At 35.4% G+C, this 19,023-nt stretch carries 29 protein-coding genes; 12 read left to right on the top strand and 17 right to left on the bottom strand.

Annotation, left to right across the window (positions count from 1 at the left end; all coding sequences use genetic code 11):
- From ABD734_RS04550 to ABD734_RS04560, 3 genes are all read right to left on the bottom strand, one after another.
- Positions 1 to 183: helix-turn-helix domain-containing protein (locus ABD734_RS04550; protein ID WP_344701847.1), on the bottom strand; the 183-nt coding region annotated here is incomplete at its 3' end.
- Positions 184 to 604: 421 nt separating this feature from the next.
- Positions 605 to 1,054, bottom strand: a complete 450-nt coding sequence (locus ABD734_RS04555; protein ID WP_344701849.1) for a hypothetical protein — start codon at positions 1,052 to 1,054, stop codon at positions 605 to 607.
- Positions 1,051 to 1,353, bottom strand: a complete 303-nt coding sequence (locus tag ABD734_RS04560) for a PadR family transcriptional regulator (protein WP_344701851.1) — start codon at positions 1,351 to 1,353, stop codon at positions 1,051 to 1,053. The genes ABD734_RS04555 and ABD734_RS04560 overlap by 4 nt, the downstream gene beginning before the upstream one ends.
- A gap of 326 nt (positions 1,354 to 1,679) precedes the next feature.
- On the opposite strand from ABD734_RS04560, the gene ABD734_RS04565 reads away from it, so the two are divergent.
- The 3 genes from ABD734_RS04565 (at position 1,680) to ABD734_RS04575 (ending at position 3,124) form a co-directional block, all read left to right on the top strand.
- On the top strand, positions 1,680 to 2,000 hold the full coding sequence (locus ABD734_RS04565; protein ID WP_020006652.1) for an ArsR/SmtB family transcription factor: 321 nt from the start codon (positions 1,680 to 1,682) through the stop codon (positions 1,998 to 2,000).
- A gap of 89 nt (positions 2,001 to 2,089) precedes the next feature.
- On the top strand, positions 2,090 to 2,974 hold the full coding sequence (locus ABD734_RS04570; protein WP_344701853.1) for a permease: 885 nt from the start codon (positions 2,090 to 2,092) through the stop codon (positions 2,972 to 2,974).
- 33 nt (positions 2,975 to 3,007) lie between these two features.
- Complete coding sequence (locus ABD734_RS04575) at positions 3,008 to 3,124, top strand: hypothetical protein (RefSeq protein ID WP_046790824.1); 117 nt, start codon at positions 3,008 to 3,010, stop codon at positions 3,122 to 3,124.
- Positions 3,125 to 3,190: 66 nt separating this feature from the next.
- Here the strand turns inward: ABD734_RS04575 and arsB are convergent, their stop codons facing one another.
- From arsB to ABD734_RS04600, 5 genes are all read right to left on the bottom strand, one after another.
- On the bottom strand, positions 3,191 to 4,459 hold the full coding sequence (gene arsB, locus ABD734_RS04580) for an arsenite efflux transporter membrane subunit ArsB (RefSeq protein WP_344701907.1): 1,269 nt from the start codon (positions 4,457 to 4,459) through the stop codon (positions 3,191 to 3,193).
- An 802-nt stretch (positions 4,460 to 5,261) separates the two neighbouring features.
- The gene (locus ABD734_RS04585; RefSeq protein WP_344701858.1) at positions 5,262 to 5,786 is read right to left on the bottom strand and encodes a hypothetical protein; all 525 of its coding nucleotides are present in this window, start codon (positions 5,784 to 5,786) and stop codon (positions 5,262 to 5,264) included.
- Positions 5,783 to 6,112 carry a ribbon-helix-helix protein, CopG family gene (locus tag ABD734_RS04590; protein WP_239416306.1) on the bottom strand — a complete coding sequence of 110 codons (330 nt, stop codon included), beginning with the start codon at positions 6,110 to 6,112 and terminating at the stop codon, positions 5,783 to 5,785. The genes ABD734_RS04585 and ABD734_RS04590 overlap by 4 nt, the downstream gene beginning before the upstream one ends.
- A gap of 212 nt (positions 6,113 to 6,324) precedes the next feature.
- Positions 6,325 to 6,447 (bottom strand): hypothetical protein, encoded by a 123-nt coding sequence (locus tag ABD734_RS04595; RefSeq protein WP_344701860.1) that lies wholly within the window; start codon positions 6,445 to 6,447, stop codon positions 6,325 to 6,327.
- A gap of 194 nt (positions 6,448 to 6,641) precedes the next feature.
- Positions 6,642 to 6,827, bottom strand: a complete 186-nt coding sequence (locus ABD734_RS04600) for a hypothetical protein (protein WP_344701862.1) — start codon at positions 6,825 to 6,827, stop codon at positions 6,642 to 6,644.
- Between the two features lie 167 nt (positions 6,828 to 6,994).
- On the opposite strand from ABD734_RS04600, the gene ABD734_RS04605 reads away from it, so the two are divergent.
- A complete protein-coding gene (locus ABD734_RS04605; RefSeq protein WP_344701864.1) occupies positions 6,995 to 7,546 on the top strand; it encodes a hypothetical protein in 552 nt (183 codons plus the stop codon).
- Between the two features lie 800 nt (positions 7,547 to 8,346).
- On the opposite strand, the gene ABD734_RS04610 is transcribed toward ABD734_RS04605, so the two are convergent.
- Positions 8,347 to 9,144, bottom strand: coding sequence for a protein rep (locus ABD734_RS04610; protein WP_344701866.1), 798 nt, complete (start codon positions 9,142 to 9,144; stop codon positions 8,347 to 8,349).
- 157 nt (positions 9,145 to 9,301) lie between these two features.
- Between ABD734_RS04610 and ABD734_RS04615 the strand changes: the two genes are divergently transcribed.
- Together ABD734_RS04615 and ABD734_RS04620 are read left to right on the top strand one after the other, a co-directional pair.
- Positions 9,302 to 9,583, top strand: coding sequence for a hypothetical protein (locus ABD734_RS04615; RefSeq protein ID WP_344701868.1), 282 nt, complete (start codon positions 9,302 to 9,304; stop codon positions 9,581 to 9,583).
- A 10-nt stretch (positions 9,584 to 9,593) separates the two neighbouring features.
- A complete protein-coding gene (locus ABD734_RS04620; RefSeq protein ID WP_344701870.1) occupies positions 9,594 to 10,124 on the top strand; it encodes a hypothetical protein in 531 nt (176 codons plus the stop codon).
- A 748-nt stretch (positions 10,125 to 10,872) separates the two neighbouring features.
- On the opposite strand, the gene ABD734_RS04625 is transcribed toward ABD734_RS04620, so the two are convergent.
- Positions 10,873 to 11,103 carry a helix-turn-helix domain-containing protein gene (locus ABD734_RS04625; RefSeq protein ID WP_344701873.1) on the bottom strand — a complete coding sequence of 77 codons (231 nt, stop codon included), beginning with the start codon at positions 11,101 to 11,103 and terminating at the stop codon, positions 10,873 to 10,875.
- 85 nt (positions 11,104 to 11,188) lie between these two features.
- Here ABD734_RS04625 and ABD734_RS04630 point away from each other — a divergent pair, with 85 nt between their 5' ends.
- Positions 11,189 to 11,695, top strand: coding sequence for a hypothetical protein (locus ABD734_RS04630; RefSeq protein ID WP_344701875.1), 507 nt, complete (start codon positions 11,189 to 11,191; stop codon positions 11,693 to 11,695).
- A gap of 228 nt (positions 11,696 to 11,923) precedes the next feature.
- Here ABD734_RS04630 and ABD734_RS04635 read toward each other — a convergent pair whose 3' ends face one another.
- Entirely contained in the window at positions 11,924 to 12,604 is a 681-nt protein-coding gene (locus ABD734_RS04635) for a uracil-DNA glycosylase (protein WP_344701877.1), read from the bottom strand.
- Position 12,605: 1 nt separating this feature from the next.
- The gene (locus ABD734_RS04640) at positions 12,606 to 12,809 is read right to left on the bottom strand and encodes a hypothetical protein (protein ID WP_344701879.1); all 204 of its coding nucleotides are present in this window, start codon (positions 12,807 to 12,809) and stop codon (positions 12,606 to 12,608) included.
- A 171-nt stretch (positions 12,810 to 12,980) separates the two neighbouring features.
- On the opposite strand from ABD734_RS04640, the gene ABD734_RS04645 reads away from it, so the two are divergent.
- The 4 genes from ABD734_RS04645 (at position 12,981) to ABD734_RS04660 (ending at position 13,993) form a co-directional block, all read left to right on the top strand.
- Positions 12,981 to 13,133: a hypothetical protein gene (locus tag ABD734_RS04645; protein WP_344701881.1), complete on the top strand. Its 153-nt coding sequence runs from the start codon at positions 12,981 to 12,983 to the stop codon at positions 13,131 to 13,133.
- On the top strand, positions 13,111 to 13,239 hold the full coding sequence (locus tag ABD734_RS04650) for a hypothetical protein (protein ID WP_344701882.1): 129 nt from the start codon (positions 13,111 to 13,113) through the stop codon (positions 13,237 to 13,239). The genes ABD734_RS04645 and ABD734_RS04650 overlap by 23 nt, the downstream gene beginning before the upstream one ends.
- Positions 13,240 to 13,381: 142 nt before the next feature.
- Positions 13,382 to 13,693 (top strand): hypothetical protein, encoded by a 312-nt coding sequence (locus ABD734_RS04655; protein ID WP_239416358.1) that lies wholly within the window; start codon positions 13,382 to 13,384, stop codon positions 13,691 to 13,693.
- 3 nt (positions 13,694 to 13,696) lie between these two features.
- Positions 13,697 to 13,993 carry a type II toxin-antitoxin system RelE family toxin gene (locus ABD734_RS04660; protein WP_344701884.1) on the top strand — a complete coding sequence of 99 codons (297 nt, stop codon included), beginning with the start codon at positions 13,697 to 13,699 and terminating at the stop codon, positions 13,991 to 13,993.
- A 100-nt stretch (positions 13,994 to 14,093) separates the two neighbouring features.
- On the opposite strand, the gene relB is transcribed toward ABD734_RS04660, so the two are convergent.
- Both relB and ABD734_RS04670 read right to left on the bottom strand, forming a co-directional pair.
- Positions 14,094 to 14,318: a type II toxin-antitoxin system RelB family antitoxin gene (gene relB, locus ABD734_RS04665; protein WP_344701885.1), complete on the bottom strand. Its 225-nt coding sequence runs from the start codon at positions 14,316 to 14,318 to the stop codon at positions 14,094 to 14,096.
- Between the two features lie 94 nt (positions 14,319 to 14,412).
- Positions 14,413 to 14,841, bottom strand: coding sequence for a hypothetical protein (locus tag ABD734_RS04670; RefSeq protein ID WP_344701887.1), 429 nt, complete (start codon positions 14,839 to 14,841; stop codon positions 14,413 to 14,415).
- 197 nt (positions 14,842 to 15,038) lie between these two features.
- Here ABD734_RS04670 and ABD734_RS04675 point away from each other — a divergent pair, with 197 nt between their 5' ends.
- Entirely contained in the window at positions 15,039 to 15,467 is a 429-nt protein-coding gene (locus ABD734_RS04675) for a ribbon-helix-helix domain-containing protein (RefSeq protein ID WP_344701889.1), read from the top strand.
- A 201-nt stretch (positions 15,468 to 15,668) separates the two neighbouring features.
- Here the strand turns inward: ABD734_RS04675 and ABD734_RS04680 are convergent, their stop codons facing one another.
- The 3 genes from ABD734_RS04680 to ABD734_RS04690 form a co-directional block, all read right to left on the bottom strand.
- Positions 15,669 to 17,144, bottom strand: coding sequence for a primase C-terminal domain-containing protein (locus ABD734_RS04680; RefSeq protein ID WP_344701891.1), 1,476 nt, complete (start codon positions 17,142 to 17,144; stop codon positions 15,669 to 15,671).
- 382 nt (positions 17,145 to 17,526) lie between these two features.
- On the bottom strand, positions 17,527 to 17,838 hold the full coding sequence (locus tag ABD734_RS04685) for a hypothetical protein (RefSeq protein ID WP_344701893.1): 312 nt from the start codon (positions 17,836 to 17,838) through the stop codon (positions 17,527 to 17,529).
- 15 nt (positions 17,839 to 17,853) lie between these two features.
- Positions 17,854 to 18,684, bottom strand: coding sequence for a ParA family protein (locus ABD734_RS04690; RefSeq protein ID WP_344701895.1), 831 nt, complete (start codon positions 18,682 to 18,684; stop codon positions 17,854 to 17,856).
- Positions 18,685 to 19,023: the final 339 nt, after the last annotated feature.

Consider the following 19,023-nt stretch of genomic DNA (forward strand, 5'->3'; position numbering starts at 1 on the left):
ATTTTCTTTATAGCGCTGATAGTAGTCGATGGCGGTGTGCCCGGCCTTGAAATGCGTGATGACATTGTGGATAGTCTGCCGGGCACGTCCGAGCCGTTTCGCAATCTGAGCCACGGTAGTTCCGTGTCGGAAATAGGCTTCTATGAATACTAATTCATCCGTGGTAATATGGGTGTAGGTCATGCATGATCACTCCTATGATTTCTTTTGTCGGAAAACCATTTTGAGTGTATCATGTGTGACCGTTTTATGTGTCTACTCTAATCAAACATAAATTTAAGAGAGAAAAATACATCTACAAATTGTTTGAGCGGAAGACTATTTTTCTAGTTATAAATGAAAATCGTCCGTAAAAGTATAAGAAACGAACGACAAACAACTGAAAGAGAGGAACGTGACGAATGACTTTAGTCGCTAAAGGGTAAATAGCACTTTAATTATGCTTTGGATGGACACTTTAAAATATGAGGCGGATACCAGTATGATTACAATTCTAGTCCTCTTTATCTTGTGTTTTTGTAAATAAAAAGAGATTGCTTTAATGGCAATCTCTTAGCTTGAGGTAATGGTTTATACAATAATCACATCTGTTTGCGACACAACTCTAATTAATCAATACCAAAAATGTCACCATAAATACTGCATAACTGCCCATTAAACCAAGTGCTGCTTTACTTAATTTTGGTTTGAGGGTTAAACCGTCTCTGCCAAATTTAAATATACTTACTACCAATGCAACAGCAGCCAAAAACAATGATGCCATAGCAATTAATACTGCAATCGTAGCAGCTATTTCCACTTCAATGACCTCCCCTAATGGTTTTAATTTCAAAACAATAAAAAGATTAATGACGGCAACTACCACCAATACTTGACTTATACGATAACCGTAAGCATTTCTTTCCTTTAACTCCATATGCCAAGCATCAATAATGCCTATAAGCAAATCAATTATTGTTTTGAACGATGTATCTGTTTGTTTTAATATATCGGTTAGCTCATTTCCATAACGTTCTTTCCAAGTTTTAGGGTACAAATATACAAGCCATCTCATACCAATCCAAGCCTTTTCATACCTATATTTGTTACCTTTTGAATTTCTTTAATTTGTTCTGTTAGATATATTTCCCCTTCTGTTGTCATCTTGTAAGGTTTTTTACGATCTTGTGATTCAATCGGACTTATATACCCTGCCTTTTCTAAACGCGAAATGGCTCCATATAATGTGCCAGGTCCTAATTTAACATCATAACTACTTTGAATGTCCTCCATGATTGCATAGCCATGACGATTTTGTTCTGCAAGACTGATCAAAATCAACAACGTGGGTTCTGAGAATTTATTTGTTGTCATATACTCACTCCTTTTCAAAGTATTACGTTTAACGTTATACCGTATAAAGTAATAATAAAATATATTGAAATGAAAGTCAATAAAACAAGCCATATTGCTTCGTTAAAAAACGACCGTTTATTGGAAGATTTGTCACATCTATGGAATCGGTGTCACTTTAGGAGTTATTTTGCACTTAGTTTAAATGTTATCTTGCATCATATTCTAATGAATATATATCTTCCAGCTAACATAGAAGCTCATATCTTTTATACTTGATTTTCTTTGTAGCCAGTATTATGATTGATATATCAAAAAAAATTGATTTATTAAAGAAGGTGACTAGAATGAAATTAATGAATGCTATAAATGAATTGAGTGACGATCAAGCACTCGAATTCTATGAAAATATGTTTAATGCTTTGGCAGATAAAACACGCTTGAAGATCGTAAAAGAAATCAACAAAAGTCCGGAGAAAAATCTGTGTGTCTGTGATTTGGAAACAGTGTTGGACTTGAAACAATCTAAAATTTCTTATCATCTCAAGAAACTTGTGGATGCCAATATTCTTTTAACAGAAAAACATGGAACATGGAACTATTATAGAATTAATGAGGCACAGATACAGGTTGTGCTATCAGAAGATACTTGTTGCAGAATTTTATAATGAGTATCTTTATTTTCAACGTTTAAATCAACTATTTTTGATTAATATATCAAATAATGTTGATTTAATGAAAGTGAGGCGTTATATTGATGTTAGATTCAATACTGGAATTTATCAAAACATTTTTAATATTATTTTTTGAATTGCTTGTGCTGTTTATCATCATCAGTTTTGTTGTCAGCCTGATCCAACAAGTTGTGTCGGAAGAGAAAATAAGACGGGTACTGAATGGACCGAATAAAGGAATCAATTATGTTTTAGGGACGCTCTTTGGTGCCATTACGCCTTTTTGTTCCTGCTCAACCATTCCAATCCTGGCGGGTCTCTTGAACGCAAAAGCCCCTTTTGGCCCCTCAATGAGTTTTCTCATTGCTTCACCGTTAATGAATCCAGTGATGATTTTTACGTTGTGGATTTTATTGGGATGGCAGGTGGCTGGGGTGTACTTTTTGATTGTTAGTCTTTTTAGTATGCTTGTGGGTGTTATATTTTCCCGGCTTAATTTAGAAGAAGCCTATAAAGGTGTGACAATTAAAGGAGAAGGGTTTTTCGCTGATAAGCAAGGATCAAAAGTAAAGCAAGCGTTGAATGATGCCTGGTCTTTCTTATATCCATTACTTCCTTACTTATTTATCGGTGTGTTTATTGGCGCATTCATATACGGCTTCGTGCCTGAAGCATTCGTGACACGATATGCAAGTGGAGATGGCATTATTTCTATAGTCATTGCATCAGTAATCGGCATTCCCATGTACATTCGGCCTGAAACAATGCTTCCTATTGCGGATGCGCTTGTGACCAAGGGGATGGCAATGGGAACCGTCATTGCCTTAATCATCGGAGGCGCAGGAGCCAGCATTCCCGAACTCGCATTATTGTCTAAACTATTAAAAAAGAAATTTTTAGTCGCTTTCATTTCAGCGATCTTAACAGTCGCCATTGGAGCTGGTCTGATTTTCAATCTAATCATTTAGTAAGTATATTCAACCATCAAAGGAGGTGAGCTCATGGGTGTGAAAGATTTTGTTAATAAATTAAAACCGAAAGAACAAAGCTGTTGCTCAGTAGAGATTGAAGAGAAAAAAACAGAGAAAGATTCAAATGAACCCAAGAAACAAAAGTAATTCATAGTAATAAAAGCGTATAGCCCGACGGGGGCTATACGCTTTTATGGAAAATCACTCACTTATTTAAAACATTATTAGAGTGAGATAGAGACCGAGTAATGTAATGAATAAAACAGGGGGAGTGATAATAATGCCGATTTTAAAATAGGTGCCCCATGAAATTTTCATATCTTTTCTGGCTAATACATGGAGCCATAACAGTGTGGCTAAAGATCCAATGGGTGTAATCTTCGGTCCTAAGTCTGACCCAATGCCATTGGCATAGATCATACCTTCTTGGATCAGTGTTGTAATGTTCGCATGATCGATGGCAATTGCATTAATCATTACAGTCGGCATATTGTTCATGATGGAAGATAAAATTGCGGCAATAAAGCCCATCCCCATTACTGAAGCAAACAGCCCATACTCCCCAATATCCATTAATACACTTGCTAGAGCATCGGTTAAACCGACGTTTCTCAATCCAAAGACGACAACATACATACCGATTGAGAACAATACGATGTTCCATGGTGCCCCGTTGATGACTGCTTTTGTATTTACAGCGTGAGATTGTTTGGCCAGTATCAAGAAGATAATCGCAATACCCCCGGCAATGAATGAGACAGGGACATTGATAAATTCACTGACCAAATAACCAACAAGTAATATTAAAAGGACCACCCAGGAATAATTGAACATTTTTTTGTCTTTTATCGCAGACTCGGGCGTTTTTAACTGCGTTTGGTCGATTGTTTTGGGAATGGATTTTCTGAATAGTAGCCAAAGGACGACAATACTCGCAATTAATGAAAAAATATTCGGGATAAACATCCGGCTTAAATACTCTAGAAATCCGATATCGAAGTAATCTGCGGACACAATATTTACTAAGTTGCTGACGACCAACGGCAGAGATGTGGTATCTGCAATAAATCCAGTGGCGATCACAAATGGAAAAATAACTTTTTCTTCTAATTTTAAGTTTCTGCCCATGGCAAGCACAATGGGTGTTAGTATCAAAGCCGCCCCATCGTTAGCGAAAAATGCTGCGATGATTGCACCTAATAGTGCGATATATATGAACATTTTCAAGCCATTTCCGTTTGATGCTTTAACCATATGTATTGCAGCCCATTCGAAAAAGCCAATTTCATCAAGGATCAATGAAATAAGAATGACTGCAACAAACGTTAACGTCGCATTCCAGACAATACCCGTGACTTCGATTACATCACCGAACGAAACGACCCCAGTGATGATTGCAAGCAATGCCCCCGCCAAGGCAGTAATGCCGATATCTAGGTTTCTGGGCTGCCATATAACAAAGATCAGTGTGACTAAAAACATACTAAGATTAGTACCACAGGACCTGGCCGGGTCCTGTGGTACTAATCTTAGTATGTTTTTATTGTGTAGATAGAAATAACTTGATAAACGCTTTTTCATCATGTTTCAGTTGTTTCCACTGATGTTTATGTTTTTTCTTCTTTAATGAAATCTTAATTGCACTCTTCATTAGCCGTTTCATACCTTTTGTCCCGTTTTTTCCAAAAACATGGACATTGTTTAAAAAATTTGGCTCGATTCATTGTCAAAGTTTGACCTGCTTCAATAACTTGAATAATCGCGCTTTTAAAATCTGTCATGTTGCTTTTCCAACAATACTGGATCAGTCTTAAAGTGACGTCTTTCAGATAAGGTTTTTTATCAGACCCAATCATTCTTCCGTGACTTTAACTTTATTCTTATCGAACAACCTCACCCCAATCTCTCCGAGCTCATTTACAAACTTCTTTATACATTCACCACCAACTAAAAGTTCGTCGTCATTAATTTTATTTTTCACAAGGTACTCATAACGATTATTGGGTTGATTACATAATGACAACTGGCTTGTGCATGTTGATTATCATATATAAACTCATCTAACGCTTTCCCAAAGTCATAATTCTCCTCATTTTTTGAAAATAAATTTTCTTGAGCGGTACTTAGCCATGTCATCAGTGTTTGAGTTTCTGCTTTCACTACATCTTAATATGATTTTTTCGTTTCTGAGTTGATTTCGAATGCACCGCACGACTCGCAATCAATATCTGCAAATGCTTTACCCGGTACTCTGACTATCAATCCATCATTCTTATTTCCATGATTAAATGTTCAACCAGTCATCCCCAAACAGTTCATCTATTCGATCTTTTTTCTTTGGCGCATCGTCTGTAACATCCGCTTTCTTCTTCTCAGTCACTTCTTCTTTCGTCTCTAATTTTTCTTCTGACTGCTTTGAAATTCTATTCTTCGCATCTCGCTCACGAATCATTTTTGTAATCTCTTTTCTCGCTGCATCATGATAATATCCATCCAATGTTCTTCGATTAATAATTGCTTTTGGATATTTCCCTATCTCAAACCAAGACGCAAGAAACAGATTATTCACGCTGACCCCATGATCGATATAATTGATTTTTCTCTTCAAATTTTTCAGTTCATTTTCAATATCACGCATCTTTTCAAGCATTTTATACTCAGCAGATTGATGCTCGATCATTTCAGATAAAGCATAGTTTTCCACTGCTTCGACAATAACTTGTTTCTCTGACTTCATATTCTTCGCAGCTTTAATTGTTTTGATGAGTGATATTGTCTCTTCACTTAATTCAAATGACTTCAATTTCATTTGATCTCACCCGCCTCATCATTATGATAAAAATCTTCATCCAGATGCAATACCTCTTCAGTCATTAAGTCAATAAAGAACTTCCTGAAGCGTTTATTTTCCTCAAGGAATAGATTATATGCCTCTGTATTTGCATCTAAACTTTCCTGAGTATTCCTCAATGCGATTTCAAATTTCGTGAGAGACGTCGATAAAATCCGATCTTCCACATAATTTTCTAATACTTCTCTAATCAAATCACTAAATGTCATACCTCTTTCTTTTGCAATGGCTTTCAGCTGAATCATAACTTGTTCATCAAAATCTTTTACATCAATACGTGCCATTTTTTTATCAATCTCCTTTAATTATCCTATATATATTTCTATATATTTATAATATTACCCTAAAAAGATAGCATTTTTCTATATAATTCACTATATATTTAACTATTTTTGAGACGGAAGAAACATATGTCGGCACTGCCGACATATCAAGGTTTTTGAGGTTTTGTAGGATGAAAATCCGGAAAAATCTCCTTATGCTCTTACTTAAAAAATCAATTTGAGAGATTTGCTTCAAGGATTGAAAGCTTTTCCTCACGTCCTTCAATGTCATTTTCGATATCTTTTATGTCTTCTTCAAAAGATTCTATCTCGCTTTTTTCTTCGTCCGTCATCATATAAATTACTTAAGTTAAGCAATTCAGAGATCAAAATATTACAAAGATTAAATATTTTCTAAGTTGATGATATATATTCGTATTGAATATTATAAAGTTATAGCATTAAAGTCATATCGTATTCTTTTAGATAAAAGCAACTGAAAAAGATATGACGTATAGTATCAAGATAAGAAAAAACCGGTCAAAACCCCTTAAATATCTCTCTCTTTTTCTTTACTTTTTCCTACAAAAATATTTTTAAAAAACATCGCAAGCAAATAAATAATACATAACCCAAGAATGAATAATATAAAGCCACTAGGTTTAGTATCAAAAATTATATAAAAAAGAATGACAATACCAACTGCAAGTAATGTTCTGTAAAAAAAGTTATTCATGTTTTACCCCCCCATACATTTATTCCAATTTCCTTTTCTGTGTGTGATGCGCTGCGTTCTTAAAAATCAATGTAAAGATTAAGTTAAGATTATCTAACTCGACTATTAAAAGTAAATAAACAATGACAAACTACAAGAAAATACATAAATTATAAAAGGAGATTAATATGTCTAAAAAATTTGCCTTAAAAACATTTTTTATGATTTTAGCTCTTGTTCTAACTATTTCTAGCACTTTATCTCTAAACGCATCAGCAAGTACACAAGAATTAAAAACGGAAGAAGCCGTTCAAATTCTTGAAAGTTTAAATCAAAGTAGTGTACAAATGGCAGACGGCACTAGCTTAATCAACGAAAATAAATTAAAAGAAAATCTAGGAAGTAACAAACATTATGATGAAATCTATACTGAATTAAAAAACGCAAATATGTTAACAACAAAGGAAAACCCAAATATAGCAACAATGGCTTCAGATAATAGGAATCCTAAATGGGTAGCAGCAAGAGATGCTTGTGCTTCACAATATCTAAAAGATGAATTCAGCGTAGCAGCTTTAGGTTCAGCAATAGGATTAGTATTTGCTGGTAATTGGTCAGCAGCCGCTAAAGAACTTGTTAAAAATGGTGCTAAAGTAACACCTGCAGGGCTAGCAGCTGTATATGTTCATATGAACTACACATGTATTAAAGAAGCAAATTCAAAACATAGTGTATATTAATTAATCTGAACTAAAAGGATGATTAACATTTTAGAATTTTTTTTCAATAATTTATTGTTTTGGTTCTTATGGTTACCACTCATATTCTCCATTTCAATTATTGTAGTTTACAAAAAAGAAAATAAAAGTTTTATAAAACCACTATTAATATTTTTAATTGCATATTACATCGCTAGAACAATAATTTATATTATATAATTTTTATTCCAATTTCCTTTTGGTGTGAACCAACAGCGAAACAAAAAATAAAAAAGCTGTCGAATGGCAAAATTGATACCTAAACGGTATCAGCCATTCGGCTTTTTAGTATGTTTCCGTTTCGCCTTTCCCACCAAAAGTTTTCTCGGCATAAACAGATCATTGCCGTTTTTTTAGGTTTTGACTTTTGATAAATCGAGCGTAGGCGAGAATAAAAAAGACACCACTTTTCAAAAGTTTTGGTGTCTTTTTTTGCATGTCGTCGTTCAACGACGTATAAATGCACCCTATACGGGTTTACTGATAAATTCTAAAAACAGAAAAGCATTTAAAGCTCATATAAGCTCATAGAGAAGATTTTTGTATTAAACACTAGTTTTTGTACCTAAATTTAATTTAAAAGCTCATATGGGCTTTATTTGCGTTTTAAATTGCATTTTAAGTTCAAAGTACAATTCTTTTTTAGCACTTTTGTTATTTGCATTATTTGAATATCGGAACACCGCCCAGTTATACGCACATATTTTTCTTACGAAAAAACGAGCGCTCACTGGGCAAAATATCGCCTCATGGGTGAAAACAAAAAATGAGCAACTTTTCAGTTACTCATCTTCAAAATCTTCTTCGTCTAGCATTTGATTATTGACTTCTTTTTGCATATCTTCAGTCATTAATTTTTTCTCAGTTTCTAGATATTTTTGCTGACCCCAATGATAAAAAATTTGATAAATATATTGAGTTGGATCTAACTCTTTATATTTTTCTAATTCTTTATTTTCGTAAAGTTTGCTGGCGTCTTTAAATAATCCCGAATAAACGATTAATCTTTTTCCAGAAAGTGATTTATAAAACGTATCAAAAAATTTTTCATCTTCCAGATAATCGCTATCTTTTGCACTGTATTTTGCAATTTCAGAGACTTCTTTTTTGTTATCTGTTGCTTTGACTTTTCGAACATCTACTTGTGTTATCAAATTATTTTTCGTTGATTTTTGCCAAAGTTCAAGCCATCTATCACGTGCTATATAAGCTTTAGTATCCGTAAAATAGCTCTTGTTTACTGCTAAAATTACATGAAAATGTGGATGATAATCATCTCGTTCTTTGTTGTAAGTCACTTCAAGTTTTCGTACATAACCTTTTACTGCACTCTTAACTTCTTTACGTTGCATTAACCGTTGAAATGACTTGTTATAATGCTTGATTTCATCATCAAGTTCATCTGCTTTAACATTTGGTGCAGTCAAAGTTAGAAAGACAAAATCTTTCCTTTCTTCTTCTCTCAAATACTGCATTAACACACTAATTTTCAGTGCATTCTTACGTGACTTCTTCCAAGCACAAATCGGACAAAATCGATTATCACAATTGTTCGAGCGATGTAATTTTGTTTTTTCCATAGTTTTATCTGCCACCATCAAGATAAGAAAAAACTAATTCAAAGCTACAAAAAAGAACTTCAAAAACACCCTCTTTGTTTAAAATTCTAATATTATAAAATATGTTTTATCACTCAAAATATAGGAATAAATATAGAAGGATAGGAGTTTTTAAATTATGAATAAAAAAGCCACATATTCTCTTAATATATTGGTCGGCATTTTCTTCTTTATTTTTTATACTACAATTGTTAATGCCGTACTTAATCAAGATATTCTTAGTTTTCCCTTTATCATACTAACAATATATTTTTTTATTTCTATCTTCACGCTAACTCCAGCTAGTACAGAACTTGGAGAAAAGACTAAAGATTGGAATGCTATTATTGCTAGTTATTCAATGATTGTTGCCTATTTGATATCTCCAATATGGGTATTAATAAAATCTTTCAAAAATTAGGAGTGATTTTTTGTATAAGAAAATTATACTTTCTCTAGCGATAATTTTAATCGCTTCCTCGGGAATTTTATCTAATGTGACTATGGCATCAGAAGTTGAAAATTTTACTGAAGAAGAAGTAAAAGAAGTAGCAAAAGAAATGCAATTCTATTTTGAAGAAGTCGGTAAATTAGACAAAAACGGCAACTATACTATACATGATTATGAATTACTTAAAGAAAGAGCAGATTCTGGAGACGAAACAGCCCAAGGTGTTCTAGCACAAGCTAACTATGAAGCACAACAAACAGGAATAACTACCTATGGGATAGTAGACTACAGTAAATGTATTCTAGCCAATTATTTCAGCACTGAAATCGCTGCTGTAAATGGAGATCTTGCTAATGCTATCGCTGGTGCTGTTGAACGAGGCGCCTGGATGGAAGTTGCGAGAATAGTTCTAAGTTCTATTGGAGGTTCAGTAGGTAAAGCAAACGTAGTAGCAACTGCCGGCCAATTAGTAATGTACACTGCTTATTGTGGTGGTCAACAAGTAACTTAAAATAATTAATATTAAAACTACACAAAATTAAATAAAAGGCCTAATTCTATCTAGTCAGACCTTTTATTTTTTTATTCCAATTTCCTTTTGGTGTGAACCAACGGCACCCCTAAAAACCCAAAAGCTGTCGGCAGGCATTTTTGATACCTCACGGTATCTGCCTACCGGCTTTTTAGTTTATTCAGGGGTGCTTTTCCCACCAAAAGTTTTCTCGGCATAAATGGATCTCCACTGTTTTTTCTAGCACAGGCAAGAAAAATTCCCGCAGAAACATCGTATGCGACGTATAAGTGCGCCCTCATGGATTATCTTAACCCAGACCCATATAAACACCCCTTAAAATTCATTTAAATGCTCATATGGGCTTATTTGAGCTTTGAAAAGACATCTAACTTCAAGTTAGTTTGGATACCAGGAATGAATCCAGAATTTGAAAATCGTTAATTTAAGTAAAAGAGCATAAGGAGGTTTTTCCGGATTTCTATCCTGCAAAACCTCAAACCCCTTGATATGTCGGCAGTGCCGACATATTTTTCTTCCGGATGGTTTTCGGCTAAGTATATATGGTTTTATATATAAAAACGGCCTTATTTTGGTGTAATAATAGAAATATATACAAAAGTATATATGCAAATTTAAAGTGATTTTTGAGTAGTTAAAGAAAAAATCATTCTACATACAATGCCAAAGCGCATATAACATTCAAGATAAACATTTCTTAAATGGGTACTTCCGACTATCACATGTATTATTCTTCTGGATATAAATCTACTAAACGCACCCCCAGTTGCTCTTTTATTTTCAATAGATTTAGTATCGTAATGTTCTTCTCCCCTCTTTCCACGGCGCCGATATATGTGCGATGAAACTCACATTCAAATGCTAAATCTTCTTGTGACCAGCCTTTTTGCTTACGATATTGACGAATGTTTTTACCGATGTCTCTCAGTACTTCTGATTTATTTTTATTAGTATCCATGGATTAATTCTGCTAATATGAATACTATAAATCGACAGACTATAAATAGCATTTTATTTTTAAACACTTTAAAGGAGGCAGTATTTTGAGTCACTTATATGTTGTTTATGCATTAGATAGTAAAATCTCAGTTGTCGAAGCTGAGTCAAAAGCAGAAGCATTGGATACCTTTGCTATGGATCAAATCGACGATGAAAATCTCAATTACTTTATCAAAGATTTTTCTTTTGGTGACGGATTGCTTACACAGTTTTATCACGATGATCAAGGATATCTGTTTGATATAGATCAAAATGAAGTCCCTGAACGCCTACAGCAATTAAATGAACAAGAGAAAGATGATTATATTGATTCATGGATTGAAAGCAATGCCAGACAGTTTTGGAATGACGAACCGCAATTTGCTTTAGAATATCTTAAAAAATTAGACAAAGCGAAACACTCAGATGACCCTTACACTGATGATTTTTCTCATCCTTTTTTAGTGTCTACAATCAAAAAATTAATTCAACAAGATGATTGGTATGAGGCGTTTGATATTGTTAAAATCGATTTAGCCGACACGAATTATCAGGTGATTTACGAGGATTAATTGATACATATCCATTTACACACTTCAGCCTGAGAATTTTCATGGATGATTTTTATTTTTACATGTGACAACCAATATCAAATAAAACAATATTAATACAGGGCATCGCCCAAGTTTTCGGCACTTCCCAAAACCGACTTAATACAGGGGGGTATCCCGAGTTTCCGGTGCTCATCAAAACCGATCTAATCCGAACCACGTTAATATCGTGGTTTTTCTTACGATTAGTCAGTTCGACCAGTCGATGGGGGTAAGCCCATGACGGATTAATGCGGCGTTTGTTCGTGAAAAGCATTTCGACCCGATGAACGGCGCGCCCGATTTGTATGCACCGAGTGGGCTCGGGTGACTGCTTTTGATCACGATATGCTTGGACGTGTCGATCCGTTTTTCGTAGGCATGTGCATGACCGCCCCACAGAATATAGACGATGGGGTGGGGTTTATGGTTCAGCGCTTCGATTACAGGGTCGATGATGTGCTGCCAGCCGATTGACTTGTGGCTGTTTGCCGCACCGGACCTTACCGTCAGGATCGTATTGAGCAATAAGACGCCCTGGTCGGCCCAGTGCGATAGATTGCCGGACGAACTGACGGGAATCCCGACATCGTTGAGTCGCTCTTTGAAGATGTTTGAGAGGGAACGGGCAATTTTGACGTTTTGGGGTACTGAGAACGCCATCCCCGTGGCGTGTCCCGGTGTCGGATAAGGGTCCTGGCCGAGAATGACCACTTTGACGTCTCGATACGGCGTTCTTTGGAACGCGTGAAAAATCAGACTGCGCTGGGGGAACACGGTGTGGTTCTGGTATTCCGTGTCCACGGCGCATTTTAGTGCCGACAGCGCGTTTGGATTGGATATATGGGGCGTAATTGCACGTACCCAGTCCTGTGGCATGCGTTGGAGCATACTAGCTGACCCGCCTTTCGATGGAGACATGGTGCGTAACTGAATATGAGGCGATGGACGCATATCGGATATACTCTTTGATGATCTCCCCGGTATCGGGGTCTTTATGAAACAGTATTAATTCGTCGGCTGCGGCACGAACGCCCGCCAGGTCGTAGATGTGGTCAGCTTTTCCGCTGACGTAATGGATGACGATGTCGGTCATGGTATCTCTTCCTTTCTGATTTAGAACAACTTTTTCGATATATTCGTTTCTGCTAGGCGGTCAGCCTCTACGCATCGGATGATAGGTCAACCGGTCGCCCTTTGTGTCACGCTTGATGCGGAATGCAATTTCTCCTTGCAGGAGCCGGGTCTCCGGGGTGGTTTCGACCCGGTGGCACACATAGCGGTAATGCTTCTTCTACTTGCGCTTGGCAGTCTCTATGGCTTCCTCCGGTGTCTTAGCACCGACGGCGAGGACTTCTGTCGTGTAGCGCGTATCGCCACCGTGGCGGCAGGATACGATGATGACCTGTATGATTACTGAGGAGTCATCCCAGGACAATATGGTGCTTGCTGGTGGCAACATTGTGTTGAGTCCAAAAGTTGCCCGCATATTGCGCGAGCAACTCGACGGCGAAGCCGGTCAGTAATCCGTCCTGGAGTTATCTGGTACTTCGAGCAAATGGACTGTTGGCAAAAAAAGACCGACAGACCCTGGTTAAAAGTATATTATAAAGACTTTTAAAAAACTTTTATTCGTGCTATACTTAAATGGATTAGAGGAGGGATAGCATGAAAACCTTAGATGTACCATTCAAAAGCATCTCCGATGTAAAGAAATCCCCGATGACCATCTTCAAAGAGGCCGAAGAACGAAATAATGGCGTCTATATCTTCAATCGCGACAAAGTCGCAGGGGTTGTCCTGACGCAAGAACAGTATGAAAACATGAATAACGAAATCGAAGCACTGTATGACCGCATCGATGAACTCATCGTCAAAGAACGCCTCAAAGATACCAACGTCAAAACCTATAGTGTTGAAGAAGCCACAGGCATCAATCTCGATGACATTGAACTTGATGAAAACGACGGCTGGGAGTAATCAATGTATATTGTAGAACTCACAGAATACGCCAAGTCGGACTATGAAAAACTCGACGGCAGTCAGAAACAGTTGATTCTGAAAGGCTTAAAGCGCATCAAGGAACGCGGTATGCAAGCAGGAGAGGCACTCCGGGACGAACTCAAGGGATGCAACAAGATCAAGCTCAAAAAGCAGGGGCTCCGTATCGTCTTTCGTGAAGTGGAAGGTCGCATGGAAGTCATACAAGTCATTGCCATCGGTAAACGCGATAAATCACAAGTATATAAAGATGCAATGAAACGCATCATAGATGAATAGACGGGCATACGCTCGTCTTTTTTTTTCAGGATAAACCAAGCACTCTTTTCTGGGGAAAAAAGACCGACACCCCGTTAAGGACGTCGGTCCAATTATCATGCTATAAATCCAGCATTTTCTTCATTTCATCGTAGTCATAAGTCGTCACGCCATCATTTTGAACATCGGACTCATAAGATTTAAGAACTGCGATGTCAAATTCATTTTCTATACGTTCTTCGAGCGCATGCTTCATCATCGTAGACAGAAGCACGCCGTGGCGCTCAGCATAGGCTTCAAACACTTCCTGTTCCTTAGCATTCAAACGCACTGTAACCGTACCCACCTGCATCCACCCCTTCTGTTGGACCATATATATTGTCCGATATTATATTTTCAATAAAAGAATCTCAGTAAACATCTCTAATTAAGATTATTTCCTACCTTTTTGACTGGTTCGTTCTAGTATTACCCACTTTGTTATTGATTACATTTGCACAAGCTACCGTGAGAGGTTCTCCAATAGCTTCTCTATAATTAAAACCTAACAACTGCGCAGTCTTTAATGTATCTTTATTAAATAAATCAATAACCATTCTCACATCTTCATCTTTCCCTACAGGAACAACACCATAATTTTTTAGAATCTCTGCAAGTCTCTCAAGTCTCTCAAGTGAAGATTGAAGGTACTCTATATCATCGTCACTAATATTAACTTTCTCATATCTGGATTTATATTCACCCGCAATAAGTTCCAATTCAGCTTTATCATTCATCAATTTGATAATTATCTCTTGATAAATCTCCTGTTGCTCATCACTCTTTTTTTTAAAGTTTCGCTTGTTCCATCCTAGAAAGGATCCACTCATAAGATATTTTCGCTAACTCAGCAGCGAATTAAGTAACTAATTCAGAAGTCTCTAAATCTATTTTATTCCCTCCGATTAAACCTTATATTTCATTTTAGTATTAAAATAAGATATTCTTAATTATATAATTCACTAAGGAAAAATACATAAAACCCTAATAAAAATCCGCTTTTAAATTTTACTTAAACGATGAGAACATGACAAAAAAAGAACTAGAAAATATCTTTAAAGAACTCAACCAAGGAACACAAAAAAACTCTTCCCATTCCCCATCTAGTAAACAGAAATTTAATTATATTTATCAAAAAGAAAATAAACTAGAAAACACCCATATACGGCCTACATTTATCATTGAAAAAGACCTAATAAATCGTCTAGATAAATTAGCTGAAGAAAAATACGGATATAAAAGTCAATTCATTAATCGAGCAATTAAAGATCTCCTAGATAAAGTTGAAAATGATAATATAATAGAGGAAAATTATAAAAATACAACATTTCCATTAAGGAATGATTTAAAAATACAAATAGATCAACTCACAGATAATAACAAAGAAAATCAAAATTACTTTATAAATGAAGCTTTAAATACCATACTAAATAAAATCAACCACACCCATAAGTAAACCTCACACATACAATATATGATATATCATATATTGTATGTCACATCATAAGTTTACCCTCACCATAAAAACACTCCCCAAATCACTATAATAAACGATCAATAGATACTATATACCTCTATGCTGTTTTAATCACCACATCCATCAGGAGAATAAAGAACCATATACACATATAATGTCAGGCAGTTTGTTACATTAACTTCAAATCAGTAATCTGATCTGCTTGATTCTACTTTTGGATGTCTTTTCTGTATTCATTTCTAAGATGTTTGCAATAACTCTTTGGTATTTACTAGGAGTTAATCTGAAGAGTTCATTTATGTCTTTAATAAATAATTGTGTTCTTGCTTTCAACTTCTGAGCATGTTGAACTAACGTCTGCAAAGTATAAATTTTGGTGACGGTGTAACGTCCTCTGCCTACGATTTTTATTTTTATTTTGTTAGATTTCTTCAATACATTTTTGAGTGCTGTAACTGAGATGTCAAATTCAGTTGCAAGACTTCTCAATGATATCCTCACTACCCCATTTGAGGCGTGCGTATTTATATATTCGATGATCTCTTCTTCTCGTTCGTACGCATGCGAATACTTACGATCTTGGCGAGATTTTTTATGCTTATACCAGCGATTAAAGGCTTTTGACTTATATTGTTCATTTACCCAGGATTTCATTATTCTCTCTATATACTCTTTACTAGCGCCTCTATATTTCCCAGAGTATGCACTTTTAACGGTCTTTTCGATCTCTTTATTCTTTAACGGTCTCTCTAGCATTGAATTGAACTGATGCATCTTATTTAGGCAGTTTTCAAATGTGACATCAGATTGATAATTAGCTAAAGACAACGTAAAGACAGTGTTGTCACGCCCACAGTCTTCTCCGCCATGGATAGCTTGCTGCTGGATCAATTTACGATACCAAGCTTCTTCAATTTGTTTGTGCTGAGTATTGAAAGTGTTATCTACCACAACTTTGAGATGTTCCCTCGCATCATCTGATTTGCGTTTCGACCAAGCTATGAGGTCCTTAAATGTATGCTCTAAATCTTTTTGATAGAATAGGACATTGTGCGCATTCGGGCATCTAAAATAGCCAAAATGATTACAGTTAAGATCTACTCCTTCTATCTCTTCGTTGAAGGCCAGTCTCAAGTTTTGAGAGATTTTTTTAGCTACATTTAAACTTTTATAGTTTTTATTTTTTGTAACATAAACTGGTTCTTCTAATATGAAATATGCATGAAATCCTTGGTCAGTTTGCACAATTAAAGTAGGCATTAATTCTAGATTTAGTCCTACATTGAGAATATCGGTATACTCAATATCATAATTATCAAAGTCGATTACGAATGTATTTATTTGCTTCAAGTTTTTCTCTTCATGACCAGAAATAGTGTTATTTTTTCTACTTAACCAATAATAAACATTAGGGGTGAAATGAGTCACAACGTTGCTATTACTCATAAGTGTCTCTACTGAGCTCACCGTGTAACCCTGATTGTAAATCATCTGATTTTTAGAATTTGCTGCAGCTACTTTACCATAAGGGTTCATTTCTTTACTCTTGATTTTTCTATCTGATATTCCTCTTTTTAAGATATGAGAATAGATTTTGTATAGATCGTGCATAGGTAGTCCTTTCCAATAAAAAAAGCGATAGACATAAGCATCCATCACTCACACACCTCTATAATCTACTCAAATGCAACAATATAAAAGTACAGTAAATAAACGTACTCATATCGTCAACTTGATTTATGTACGAACATTTGCTATTCTATAGCTATCCTAATATATATAAATGTTCGCAAAAACACTCTATGCACAGAGATATGTGAGCGAATTATAACAATTGAATTCAATGCTTCCCCAAGCGTTGATTCCGGAGAACTCGTGATGTCCCCACATCATGAGTTTTTTGTTATTAACACACTCTTTTTATTTAGTTTTATTGTAGTGATTTAATAAAATAAGCATACAAGACTAGACGTTATTTGTAAAATCAAAAAAGCATATTGCATATTATATATAATATGCAATATATAATATGCTGATATTAGTACTGGCCTTTTCTTTTTAAGACATCGACTTTTTCTTCAATATTAATACGATAATACTTATCGAAAACCTCCAAACTTTCCTCATCAAGATCTTCAATCATGTTATCAATAGCTTCAGTAATAATTTGCATATTGTTGAGATTACGCTTCGCAACTACATTTTTAAGGGCTAGTATTTTCGCGTGAGTATCTCCATCCAAACGAAGAGATGTTACAGGAAGTTTTTCTTTTTTAATATTATGATTGGCCAAAGGATTTTCATGTTTTTTACCTTCCCTTTTTGCTTTCGTTTCATCTAACAGTCCCATCTATTTCACTCCCAATTATTGAGTTTGTTTTTCTTCCATTCGTTCTAATCTTTCCAGGAATTCTTTAGTCAATCCCGCATATGCATTCACTGCCATCCTATCCCAATGACTTTCCTCTGAGATTCCAAACTCATCCCAGTATTTTACCCTTTCCATCGCTTTCACTATATGCTTAAATACATAGTCTTTATAATCTTCCATCGCATCTTGTAGTGTAATTGTGTCTGTCTTTGTCTTATTCGAAAACATCACAGGTATAATACCTAGGACATCAAACTCATTCCCGTAAGTTTCTTGGAAGTCTACCAAATGCACAAGAAATTTTTCTACTGAGCGATAAGATCGTCTGTGAGTCTGCATTACTATTAAGCTATAGTCACAAGCATATATTGCATTGTTACTAAAGTCAGATATAGTCGGCGGGGTATCGATTAAAATAATATCGTACTCCTCCCTGACTCCTTCTAGGAAGTTGCTCAGTTCTTTAACTTTGTCAAAGGTATCCTTATAGCGGTATTTTTTTATTAGGTGATCTGGAAAACCGATTAAATTAAAGTCACTGGGTATTAAATCTAGATTCTCAGATAAATGAAGCGTTGTCCCTACTCTATCTCCATCTTGGATACCCTCGTATATTGTTTTATAGCCTTCATCGTTAAGCGCATCTGGTTTCTCTGCATTATCATACGTTCGAATTAAAAGCTCCGTCGCATCAGCTTGCGGATCGAAGTCTACCAGTAGCGTCTTCATTCTTTTTTTCTCAGACAAAACATATGCGAGAGCACATGCTGTTGATGTCTTTGAGACGCCGCCTTTGAAGTTATTGATGCTTATAATCTTCCCCAACTGCTTCACTCCTTTGTATCATATTATATACAACATATCATATATAATATACTGCATACAATATATTATATAGTTTAGGTATTCACTACTCAGTTTCAGAGTTGCTGAAATTATTAAAAGTACAAAGACTAAATAAAGTTAATATGACTTAGAGTTAAGCTAATACTCTGTATCAATTAATATATAATATGCAATATATTGTATATTGCATATTTCTTTGAGGAATAATCTTTACTTACTTGATAAAGTGCTATGTTAAGCTAAAAGTAGTAGGGTTTGTATATCCCCTCATTTTGTTCTCTGACATAATTTCAAATTACATAATAGGAATTTATACGC

Origin of the sequence: Salinicoccus jeotgali (assembly GCF_039538805.1) — a bacterium.
GTDB classification, from domain to species: Bacteria; Bacillota; Bacilli; order Staphylococcales; family Salinicoccaceae; genus Salinicoccus; species Salinicoccus jeotgali.

Coding starts and splice junctions, on each gene's coding strand:
- ABD734_RS04685 (WP_344701893.1), bottom strand. CDS start 17,838: ATGGGACTGTTAGATGAAACGAAAGCAAAAAGGGAAGGTAAAAAACAT.
- ABD734_RS04680 (WP_344701891.1), bottom strand. CDS start 17,144: ATGGATGCTTATGTCTATCGCTTTTTTTATTGGAAAGGACTACCTATG.
- ABD734_RS04570 (WP_344701853.1), top strand. CDS start 2,090: ATGTTAGATTCAATACTGGAATTTATCAAAACATTTTTAATATTATTT.
- ABD734_RS04615 (WP_344701868.1), top strand. CDS start 9,302: ATGAATAAAAAAGCCACATATTCTCTTAATATATTGGTCGGCATTTTC.
- arsB (WP_344701907.1), bottom strand. CDS start 4,459: ATGTTTTTAGTCACACTGATCTTTGTTATATGGCAGCCCAGAAACCTA.
- ABD734_RS04600 (WP_344701862.1), bottom strand. CDS start 6,827: ATGAATAACTTTTTTTACAGAACATTACTTGCAGTTGGTATTGTCATT.
- ABD734_RS04575 (WP_046790824.1), top strand. CDS start 3,008: ATGGGTGTGAAAGATTTTGTTAATAAATTAAAACCGAAAGAACAAAGC.
- ABD734_RS04625 (WP_344701873.1), bottom strand. CDS start 11,103: ATGGATACTAATAAAAATAAATCAGAAGTACTGAGAGACATCGGTAAA.
- ABD734_RS04655 (WP_239416358.1), top strand. CDS start 13,382: ATGAAAACCTTAGATGTACCATTCAAAAGCATCTCCGATGTAAAGAAA.
- ABD734_RS04555 (WP_344701849.1), bottom strand. CDS start 1,054: ATGAGATGGCTTGTATATTTGTACCCTAAAACTTGGAAAGAACGTTAT.
- ABD734_RS04590 (WP_239416306.1), bottom strand. CDS start 6,112: ATGGCACGTATTGATGTAAAAGATTTTGATGAACAAGTTATGATTCAG.
- ABD734_RS04660 (WP_344701884.1), top strand. CDS start 13,697: ATGTATATTGTAGAACTCACAGAATACGCCAAGTCGGACTATGAAAAA.
- ABD734_RS04585 (WP_344701858.1), bottom strand. CDS start 5,786: ATGAAATTGAAGTCATTTGAATTAAGTGAAGAGACAATATCACTCATC.
- ABD734_RS04675 (WP_344701889.1), top strand. CDS start 15,039: ATGACAAAAAAAGAACTAGAAAATATCTTTAAAGAACTCAACCAAGGA.
- ABD734_RS04595 (WP_344701860.1), bottom strand. CDS start 6,447: ATGATGACGGACGAAGAAAAAAGCGAGATAGAATCTTTTGAAGAAGAC.
- ABD734_RS04635 (WP_344701877.1), bottom strand. CDS start 12,604: ATGCTCCAACGCATGCCACAGGACTGGGTACGTGCAATTACGCCCCAT.
- ABD734_RS04640 (WP_344701879.1), bottom strand. CDS start 12,809: ATGACCGACATCGTCATCCATTACGTCAGCGGAAAAGCTGACCACATC.
- ABD734_RS04650 (WP_344701882.1), top strand. CDS start 13,111: ATGATGACCTGTATGATTACTGAGGAGTCATCCCAGGACAATATGGTG.
- ABD734_RS04670 (WP_344701887.1), bottom strand. CDS start 14,841: ATGAGTGGATCCTTTCTAGGATGGAACAAGCGAAACTTTAAAAAAAAG.
- ABD734_RS04560 (WP_344701851.1), bottom strand. CDS start 1,353: ATGACAACAAATAAATTCTCAGAACCCACGTTGTTGATTTTGATCAGT.
- ABD734_RS04565 (WP_020006652.1), top strand. CDS start 1,680: ATGAAATTAATGAATGCTATAAATGAATTGAGTGACGATCAAGCACTC.
- ABD734_RS04605 (WP_344701864.1), top strand. CDS start 6,995: ATGTCTAAAAAATTTGCCTTAAAAACATTTTTTATGATTTTAGCTCTT.
- ABD734_RS04610 (WP_344701866.1), bottom strand. CDS start 9,144: ATGGAAAAAACAAAATTACATCGCTCGAACAATTGTGATAATCGATTT.